This window comes from Achromobacter sp. Marseille-Q0513, from assembly GCF_018195695.1.
Classification (GTDB): domain Bacteria; phylum Pseudomonadota; class Gammaproteobacteria; order Burkholderiales; family Burkholderiaceae_B; genus Achromobacter.
The window spans coordinates 1-8,343 of record NZ_JAGTJY010000231.1; the positions used below are offsets into that span (position 1 = coordinate 1).

At 68.3% G+C, this 8,343-nt stretch carries 11 protein-coding genes; 8 read left to right on the forward strand and 3 right to left on the reverse strand.

Features of this window, described 5'->3' with window-relative positions; all coding sequences use genetic code 11:
• Both KDH83_RS27760 and KDH83_RS27765 read right to left on the reverse strand, forming a co-directional pair.
• On the reverse strand, nt 1-284 hold a 284-nt coding region (locus KDH83_RS27760), incomplete at its 3' end, for an NAD(P)-binding protein (RefSeq protein WP_249205400.1).
• Nucleotides 284-1,795, reverse strand: coding sequence for a polyamine aminopropyltransferase (locus KDH83_RS27765; protein WP_212321647.1), 1,512 nt, complete (start codon nt 1,793-1,795; stop codon nt 284-286). The genes KDH83_RS27760 and KDH83_RS27765, both read right to left, overlap by 1 nt.
• A 79-nt stretch (nt 1,796-1,874) precedes the next feature.
• Between KDH83_RS27765 and KDH83_RS27770 the strand changes: the two genes are divergently transcribed.
• From KDH83_RS27770 to KDH83_RS27805, 8 genes are all read left to right on the forward strand, one after another.
• A complete protein-coding gene (locus KDH83_RS27770; RefSeq protein WP_103273682.1) occupies nt 1,875-2,261 on the forward strand; it encodes a DUF350 domain-containing protein in 387 nt (128 codons plus the stop codon).
• Between the two features lie 38 nt (nt 2,262-2,299).
• A complete protein-coding gene (locus KDH83_RS27775) occupies nt 2,300-3,319 on the forward strand; it encodes an SPFH domain-containing protein (protein WP_212321649.1) in 1,020 nt (339 codons plus the stop codon).
• A 32-nt stretch (nt 3,320-3,351) separates the two neighbouring features.
• The gene (locus tag KDH83_RS27780) at nt 3,352-4,821 is read left to right on the forward strand and encodes a DUF4178 domain-containing protein (protein ID WP_212321651.1); all 1,470 of its coding nucleotides are present in this window, start codon (nt 3,352-3,354) and stop codon (nt 4,819-4,821) included.
• Between the two features lie 4 nt (nt 4,822-4,825).
• Nucleotides 4,826-4,984 (forward strand): hypothetical protein, encoded by a 159-nt coding sequence (locus tag KDH83_RS27785; protein WP_212321653.1) that lies wholly within the window; start codon nt 4,826-4,828, stop codon nt 4,982-4,984.
• The gene (speD, locus tag KDH83_RS27790; protein ID WP_212321655.1) at nt 4,981-5,331 is read left to right on the forward strand and encodes an adenosylmethionine decarboxylase; all 351 of its coding nucleotides are present in this window, start codon (nt 4,981-4,983) and stop codon (nt 5,329-5,331) included. Before KDH83_RS27785 ends, speD begins: the two co-directional genes overlap by 4 nt.
• 122 nt (nt 5,332-5,453) lie before the next feature.
• Entirely contained in the window at nt 5,454-6,224 is a 771-nt protein-coding gene (gene modA, locus KDH83_RS27795; RefSeq protein ID WP_212321656.1) for a molybdate ABC transporter substrate-binding protein, read from the forward strand.
• 22 nt (nt 6,225-6,246) lie between these two features.
• On the forward strand, nt 6,247-6,930 hold the full coding sequence (modB, locus tag KDH83_RS27800) for a molybdate ABC transporter permease subunit (protein ID WP_212321659.1): 684 nt from the start codon (nt 6,247-6,249) through the stop codon (nt 6,928-6,930).
• On the forward strand, nt 6,927-7,613 hold the full coding sequence (locus tag KDH83_RS27805) for an ATP-binding cassette domain-containing protein (RefSeq protein ID WP_212321660.1): 687 nt from the start codon (nt 6,927-6,929) through the stop codon (nt 7,611-7,613). The genes modB and KDH83_RS27805 overlap by 4 nt, the downstream gene beginning before the upstream one ends.
• A 108-nt stretch (nt 7,614-7,721) precedes the next feature.
• Here the strand turns inward: KDH83_RS27805 and KDH83_RS27810 are convergent.
• Nucleotides 7,722-8,343, reverse strand: a 622-nt coding sequence (locus KDH83_RS27810) for a TOBE domain-containing protein (protein WP_212321661.1), incomplete at its 5' end; no start/stop codon positions are given.

Sequence of the window (8,343 nt, forward strand, 5' to 3'; positions counted from 1 at the left end):
GCGTATTCGGGCCCCGCGACCACGACGAAATCGGCATGGCCCTCGCGCGCCAGCTTCCAGGCGCAGGACAGGCCGGCGACGCCGGAACCCAGGATGGCCACGCCGCAGGCGCGCGCGTCCGTGGGCTCGGGCAGCGCGGCGCCGTCGCGCAGCGCATGGCCGGCCTGCATGCCGGGATAGCGGACCTGGGCCGGCGTTTCAACGATGCGCGCGCGCAGGTAGCCGGCGCCGCCGGCGACGGCGGCCGCGGCGGTCGCGCCCAGCAGGAACGCGCGGCGCTGCATCAGCGGATGACCTTGCGCCAGTCTTCGTCGAAGTAGCGCACGAGGGACTGTTCGTTCAGGCGGTTCGGCGGCATGGCCAGCGCGGGCATGTCGGCGGGGAAGTGGAACAGCTCGCGCAGCGTGGCCGGGTCCAGGTAGCGCGCGGGCACGGTGACCTTTTCCGGGGGCGTGTAGTCGCGGCGCTTGCCGGCCAGGATGAAGCCCCAGTCGCCGAAGGACGGCACGTAGGCATGGTAGGGCCAGGTGTGCAGGCCGGCTTCCTTGAGCGTGGCGTCCACGCTCCAGAACGAGCGCGGCGCGAAGTACGGCGAGGTGGACTGGATCACCATGTAGCCGTTCTCGGCCAGGTGGCGCGCCATCAGATGGTAGACCGGCACCGAGTACAGCCGGCCCAGGCCGAAGTTGGACGGGTCGGGGAAGTCGACCACGATGTAGTCGTAGACCTCGGCATGGCTTTCCAGCCAGCGGCCGGCGTCGTCGTTGATGACGGTGACGCGCGGATCCTTGAGCGCGCCCTGGTTCAGCTTGACCAGCGGCTCGGAGCGCGAGAACAGGCCCGTCATGGCCGGGTCCAGGTCCACCAGCGTGACGTGTTCGACGTTCGGGTGCTTGAGGATCTCGCGCACCGCCAGCCCGTCGCCGCCGCCCAGCACCAGCACGTTGCGGGCCCAGGGCAGGGCCAGCAGGCCGGGATGCACCAGGGCCTCGTGGTAGCGGTGCTCGTCGCGCGAGGAGAATTGCAGGTTGCCGTTGATGTACAGGCGCAGGTCGTCGTGCCAGCGCGTGACCACCAGGCGCTGGTAGGGCGTGGTCTCGGCGTGGACCACGTCGTCGCCGTACAGGCCTTTCTCGGCCCAGGCCGTCATGTGGCCGGAATAGACGAAGCCCAGCGTCAACAGGCCCAGCACCACGCCGCCGCGCACCGCGCGCTCGGCCGGCCGGCGCACTTCGGCGCGGAACAGCCAGGTGGTCCACAGCGCCACGCCGGCGTTCAGCATGCCGAACAGGAAGCTGGTGCGCAGCAGGCCCAGCTTGGGCGCCAGCAGCAGCGGAAAGACCAGCGACACGGCCAGCGCGCCCAGGTAGTCGAAGGTCAGCACGCGGCTGACGATTTCGCGGAACTCGGCCTTGCGCTGATTGAACACGCGCATCACCAGCGGGATCTCCATGCCCACCATCAGGCCGATGACGAACACGCCCACGTAGAGCGCGGCGCGGAACGGCGCCGCCAGCCAGGCGAACACCAGGAACAGCACGGCGGCCGACACGCCGCCCAGCAGCGCGACCAGCAGCTCCACGTCGATGAAGCGATTCAGAACGTCTTCATCTTTTACATATTTTGACAACCACGAGCCGATGCCCATGGCGAACAGATAGCAGCCGATGACCGAGGAGAACTGCAGGATCGAATCGCCCAGCAAATAGCTGGCGAGCGCGCTGCTGATGAGTTCGTAGCCCAGGCCGCAGGAGGCGACGATGAGGACCGACAGGATGAGGACGCGATCGCGCATGGAGGATCCGACAGGAAAAATGCACTCGGAGTATATCGAAGGCGCCGTATATACTTCGCGCAATTGGGGAGGAGCAACCATGCATCCTGCAGTGACCTATCTGATCTACATCGCCTCGGCGCTTGTCATGCTGGGGCTGTTCACGGTGATCTACACCGGCGTGACGCGCTACAAGGAATTCGACCTGATCCGCGAAGGCAACATCGCCGCGGCGATGTCCTACGGCGGCGCGCTGGTGGGTTTTTCGCTCACGCTCTGCTCCAGCATCGCCGTCCATGCCAGCTTCACCATGTTCCTGGTCTGGGGCCTGGCCGCGCTGGTCGTGCAGATCGTGGTCTACGTGGCGGTGGCGCAATGCGTGCGCGGCATGAATGACGCCATCCAGGAAAACAACGTCGCCATGGGCGGGCTGATGGGCGCCGTCTCGCTGGCGGCGGGCATCGTCAACGCCGCCTGCCTGACCTGATCGGGCGCGGCACCGGAATAGCAACAGGAGGACTGGCCATGAGTCTCGGTTCATTTATCCGCAAGCAATTTATCGACATCCTGCAGTGGAACGAGGATCGCGACGGCGTGCTCGCCTGGCGCCATCCGATGCAGGATTTCGAAATCCAGTACGGCGCCAGCCTGACGGTGCGCGAGTCGCAGATGGCGGTGTTCGTCAACGAAGGCAAGGTGGCCGACGTGTTCGGCCCCGGCATGTACAAGCTGACCACGCAGACGCTGCCGATCCTGACGTACCTGAAGAACTGGGACAAGCTGTTCGAGTCGCCCTTCAAGTCCGACGTGATCTTCTTCAGCACGCGCCTGCAGCTGGGCCGGCGCTGGGGCACGGCCCAGCCGGTGACGCTGCGCGACAGCGAGTTCGGCATGGTGCGCCTGCGCGCCTTCGGCGTGTACTCGTACCAGATCGCCGACCCCGGCATCTTCTACCGCGAAATCAGCGGCACGCGCGACGTGTACACGGTGGACGACCTGGAATTGCAGCTGCGCAACATGGTGGTCGCCGCCATGACCACGGCGCTGGGCGGCTCCAAGGTGCCGTTCCTGGACATGGCCGGCAACCAGGGCCTGATGTCGCAGAGCATCAGCGAGCAGTTGGCGCCGACCTTCGAGCGCTACGGCGTCAAGCTGGACAACTTCACCGTCGAGAACGTGTCGCTGCCCGAAGAACTGCAGAAGGCGCTGGACACGCGGATCTCCATGGGCATGGCCGGCGACCTGGCCAAGTTCACCCAGTACCAGACGGCCACGGCCATTCCGATGGCGGCGCAGAACGAAGGCGGCATCGCCGGCATCGGCGCCGGCCTGGCCGCGGGCGCGGCGCTGGGCCAGACCATGGCGCAGGGGCTGGGCGCGGCGGCGGCCGGACAGGCCGCCCAGCCTGCCGCGCAGCCGGCGCCGGCCGTCGTCGATCCGGTGCAGAAGCTGCAGCAGCTCAAGGACCTGCTCGACAAGGGCCTGATCACCGCGGCCGACTATGACGCGGCCAAGGCCGACGTGCTCAAGAAACTCACCAGCTGATCCCAGACCGCACCAGAGCATCCTCCGATCCCATGCAGCAGGTCCTGTGCCCGCAGTGCGGCGCTCCCGTCTCGTTCACGTCCGCCGCCTCCGTCATGGCGGTTTGCGGCGCCTGCCGCAGCACGCTGCTCAAGGATGCCGCCTCGGTGCGCCGCATCGGCGAGGCGGCCGAGGTGCTGGAGGACTACTCGCCGATCTGCCTGGGCGCGGCCGGCAAGTACGAGAACAAGCGCTTCGACGTGGTCGGCCGCATCCAGATGCGCTACGACGACGGTTTCTGGAACGAGTGGTATCTGTGGTTCGAGGACGGCTCGGACGGCTGGCTGTCCGATGCGTCCGGCCAGTACGCGGTGACGCGGCGGCGGCGCGCCAAGACGGCCAGGGAGATGCCGGCCTTTGACCAGATCAAGCCCGGCTTCTTCTTCAAGCTGGACGGCCAGAACTACGTGGCCTCCGACATCCGCACCTGCGCGGCCGGCGGCACGCAGGGCGAGCTGCCCTTCGTGGCCGATGGCGGCTGGCAGGCCAAGGTGGCCGACTTCCGCAGCCTGGACGCCTTCCTGACGCTGGACTATTCCGACGGGCCCGATCCCGAGCTGTACATCGGCCGCGCGTTCGCGCTGTCCGACATGCAGGCCGCCTCGCTGCGCAACGCCGATCAGGTGCGCGAGACGGCGGGCCGTTTCCGCGGCCAGATCAAGGCGCTGGACTGCCCCAATTGCGGCGGCTCCATCAGCTTCGTGGCGGCGATGGCCACCCAGGTGGTGTGCCCGTCTTGTGGTTCGACCGTGGATTGCGCCGGCGAGAAGGCCGAGGTCATCGAGAAGGCGCGCAAACTCAAGTCCATCAAGACCACGCTGGCGCTGGGCGAGACGGCCAGCATCGACGGCGCCGACTACAGCCTGATCGGCCTGATGAGATGCGCGGACCCGGATCCCGAGGAACCGTCGCAGTGGATCGAATACCTGATGTTCAACCCGGCCAAGGGCTTCCTGTGGCTGGTCGAGACCGATGATGGCTGGGAGCGCGTCAAGGTCTGCGATACCTGGCCCAGCCTGGTCAATGCGTCCAACGTGCGCTGGCAGTCGCGCCAATACCGCAAGCTGTACGACTACACCTCGCGGGTGGATCTGGCGCTGGGCGCGTTCAACTGGCGCGTCAAGGTCGGCGACAGCACCCAGATCACCGATTACCAGACCGGCAATTTCAAGCTGACGCGCGAGCAGGGCGAGGCCGAGCTGGGCTGGTCCGCGTCCTCGCCGGTGTCGGCGGCGCAACTGGCCGAATGGTTCAAGCGGCCGGAGCTGGCGACGCTGAAGTCGTCGGTCGGCGGGGGCAAGTCCGGCGCCTACGCCGGCTGGGCCTGGATCGCGACCATCGTCCTGGCTTTCCTGAATTTCGACAACATCCTTGAAGGCCGGCTGCTGCCGTCGCTGATCGGGCTGGCCTTCCTGTGGCTGCCGGCCAAGCTGGCGGACAAGCTTTCCGGCAGGGGCGAATAAGACGATGGGCAAGTTCATCTACACCGTCTATGCCGTGATCGTGGTGCTGGCCACCACCGGCGCCAGCGCGCCGGGCGCGCGCTTCGGCGGCACGGGCACCAGCGGCAGCACCTGGGGCGGCAGTTCCTCCAGCACCGGCTGGTCCAGCGGGTCGCACAAGTGACGGTCCACGCCACGCCAGGCCGCCATGTGCTGGCCGATTTCCACGGCGTGGCCGCCGCCGGCCTGACCGACGCCGCCGCGCTGGAGCGCCAGTTGCTGGCGGCCGCCGACGCCGCCGGCGCGCGCGTGCTGAGCGCGCATTTCCATCATTTCGGGGAAGGAGCGGGCGTGACCGGCGTGGTCATGCTCAGCGAGTCCCATATCAGCATCCACACCTGGCCGGAGCACGGCTACGCGGCGCTGGATGTGTTCATGTGCGGCGCGGCCCGGCCCGAGCGCGCGCTGGACAGCCTGCGCGCCGCGCTGGCGCCGGCCTCGGTCCGCGTCACGGTCGTCGACCGGGGCTGACGCGCGGCGCTTTTTCCCTTGTTTGACATGCCTCAAGTCGCTACAGGGTCTAAATTGACGTTCGCTATATACCTATATATATTTCGTGACCAATAGACAACCCGATCGCTCTGGAGAGCAAGATGTCCGTCAAACGTCCGAACCTGCGCCCGACCCTGGCCGCCGCCTTTGCGCTGGCCACCCTGTGGGGCGCCAACGCCAGCGCCGGTGAGCTGGTCGTGTCCGCCGCCGCCAGCCTGACCAACGCGTTCAAGGACGTGGCCGCCGCCTATGAAAAAGAGCATGCCGGCACCAAGGTGGTCCTGAACTTCGGCGCCTCCGACGTGCTGCTGCAGCAGATCGTCAAGGGCGCGCCGGCCGACGTGTTCGCCTCGGCCGACCAGAAGGCCATGGACAAGGCGGTCGAGGAAAAGGCCGTCAAGCCCGCCTCGCGCGTGGACTTCGCCGCCAACCAGGTCGTGCTGATCGTCCCGACCGACAGCCGCGCCAACATCACCGCATTGAAGGACCTGACGCGCGACGACATCAAGCGCATCGCCTACGGCAATCCGGCCTCGGTGCCGGTGGGCCGCTACACGCAGGGCGCGCTGCAGGCCGCCGGCCTGTGGGATGCCGTGCAGGCCAAGAGCGTGCTGGCGCAGAACGTGCGCCAGAGCCTGGACTATGTGTCGCGCGGCGAGGTCGACGCCGGCTTCGTGTTCGCCACCGACGCCGCCATCATGGCCGACAAGGTCAAGGTCGCCGTGCGCGTGCCGTCGCAGACGCCCGTCACCTATCCCATCGCCGTGACCGCGCGCGAAGCCGCCGCCAAGGAAGCCCAGAGCTTCGTGGCCTACGTGCTTTCGCCCGCCGGCCAGGAGATACTGTCGCGCTACGGCTTCCAGAAGCCCTGATTCCGCCTGAGCGCATGCGTCGATGAGTGATTCTGTCTGGGTGCCCCTGCTGCTTTCCTTGAAAGTGGCGGGGTGGGCCACCTTATTGGCCGCGGTGGCCGGCACCGCCGCCGCCTATGGCCTGTCGCGCTGGCGCTGGCGGGGCCGCGACCTGCTGGACGCGTTGCTGACGCTGCCGCTGGTGCTGCCGCCCACGGTGCTGGGCTACTACCTGCTGGTGCTGCTGGGCCGTCGCGGCGTGCTGGGCGAGACGCTGGCCGGCTGGGGCATCGAACTGGTGTTCACCTGGCAGGGCGCCGTCATCGCCGCCGCCGTGGTGGCGTTTCCGCTGGTGTTCAAGTCGGCCCGCGCGGCGTTCGAAAACGTCGATGCGCAGCTGGAGAACGCGGCGCGGGTGCTGGGCGTGTGCGAGGCGGGGGTGTTCTTCCGCGTGACGCTGCCGCTGGCCGCGCGCGGCATCGCCGCCGGCGTGCTGCTGGCCTTCGCGCGGGCGCTGGGCGAATTCGGCGCCACGCTGATGATCGCCGGCAACCTGCCGGGCCGCACCCAGACGCTGTCGGTCGCCATCTACGAGGCGGTGCAGGCGGGCGACGACGCCACCGCCAACCTGCTGGTGCTGGTCACGTCCGTGACCTGCGTGGTGGTCCTGCTGCTGGCGGGCCGGCTGGTGCCGGTGTCCGGCCGGCGTGATTCGGGGGCACGATGAGCGTCGCCATACAGATCCAGAAGCGCATGGTGTCCGGCGACCGGCATTTCGCGCTGGACGTGGATGTCACGTCCAAGTCCAAGCGCATCGCGCTGTTCGGCCCGTCCGGCGCCGGCAAGAGCCTGACCCTGCGGGCCGTGGCCGGCCTGCTGCGGCCGGACGCCGGCCGCATCGACATCAACGGCCGCGCCCTGTTCGATTCGGCGCAAGGCGTCTGCCTGCCGCCGCAGTCGCGCCGCGTGGCCTATCTGTTCCAGGACTATGCGCTGTTCCCGCACCTGACGGTGGCGCAGAACATCGCTTTCGGCATGCGGCGCGGCTGGCGCAATCCGCCGCGCAAGCAGGTCAGCGAGCAGGCGCGGCGCTGGGTCGACGCCTTCGAGCTGGGCGCCATCGTGGGCAGCTATCCGAGCGAGATATCGGGCGGCCAGAAGCAGCGCGTGGCGTTGGCGCGGGCGCTGATGTTGGAACCCGACATTCTGCTGCTGGATGAGCCGTTCTCGGCGCTGGACTCGCAGCTGCGCGGCAAGATGCGGCAGGAATTGGACGCGCTGCAGCGCAGGCTGGACGTGCCGATGCTGCTGATCACGCACGATCCGGCCGACGTCGAGGCGCTGGCCGACGAGGTGTTCGAGCTGCGCGACGGCCGCGTGCGCCGCCGGGATGAAGACGTGGGATTGTGACGGCGACCGGATCGCCGTCTGATTGATTGCCGCTTGCCCGCCGGCGCGAGACCGCCGCGGGCCGGTTCCCGGCCTGTGCGGAACGCTTCCCGGCCTGTGCGGGACCGCTTAGTCCAGCACGCCCAGGATCACGTTCGAGGCCTTGAAGATGGCCACGGCCGGCGAACCCTGTTTCAGGTCCAGTTCCTGCGCGCTTTCGTTGGTGACGATGGCGGCCACCGTGGCGCCGCCGTCGAGCTGGATCAGGATCTCGCTGTTCACCGCGCCGGGGCGCACGGCCGAGACGGCGCCTGGCAGCTGGTTGCGGGCAGACAGGCGCAGGCCCTTGCCGGGCACGCCCACGATCACCGAGGATGCCTTGATCAGGGCGATGGCTTCCTTGCCGTCGGCCAGGCCCAGTTCCTGGGTGCTTTCGCGGGTGATGGTGGCGGTGAGCGTCTGGCCGCCGGCGATGCGCAGGCGGATTTCGTCGTTGACCGCGCCCGGCGTGATGCCGATGACGGTGCCCATCAGCCGGTTGCGTGCGGAGGTTTTAAGCATGAAGCGCCTCATGAGGTCGATGTCGCCGCTGGCGTCCAGGCCGGCGCGCGTCAGGTTTTCCATGAACTTGCGGTGTTCGGCTTCCAGCGCGCGGAAGGTCGCGATCAGGCGGCGGGCGCGGTCGGTCAGCTGCGTGCCGCCGCCGCCCCGGCCGCCGGCCGCCCGCAGCACCAGCGGTTCGCCCGCCAGG

Coding starts and splice junctions, on each gene's coding strand:
- KDH83_RS27765 (WP_212321647.1), bottom strand. CDS start 1,795: ATGCGCGATCGCGTCCTCATCCTGTCGGTCCTCATCGTCGCCTCCTGC.
- KDH83_RS27770 (WP_103273682.1), top strand. CDS start 1,875: ATGCATCCTGCAGTGACCTATCTGATCTACATCGCCTCGGCGCTTGTC.
- KDH83_RS27775 (WP_212321649.1), top strand. CDS start 2,300: ATGAGTCTCGGTTCATTTATCCGCAAGCAATTTATCGACATCCTGCAG.
- KDH83_RS27780 (WP_212321651.1), top strand. CDS start 3,352: ATGCAGCAGGTCCTGTGCCCGCAGTGCGGCGCTCCCGTCTCGTTCACG.
- KDH83_RS27785 (WP_212321653.1), top strand. CDS start 4,826: ATGGGCAAGTTCATCTACACCGTCTATGCCGTGATCGTGGTGCTGGCC.
- modA (WP_212321656.1), top strand. CDS start 5,454: ATGTCCGTCAAACGTCCGAACCTGCGCCCGACCCTGGCCGCCGCCTTT.
- modB (WP_212321659.1), top strand. CDS start 6,247: ATGAGTGATTCTGTCTGGGTGCCCCTGCTGCTTTCCTTGAAAGTGGCG.
- KDH83_RS27805 (WP_212321660.1), top strand. CDS start 6,927: ATGAGCGTCGCCATACAGATCCAGAAGCGCATGGTGTCCGGCGACCGG.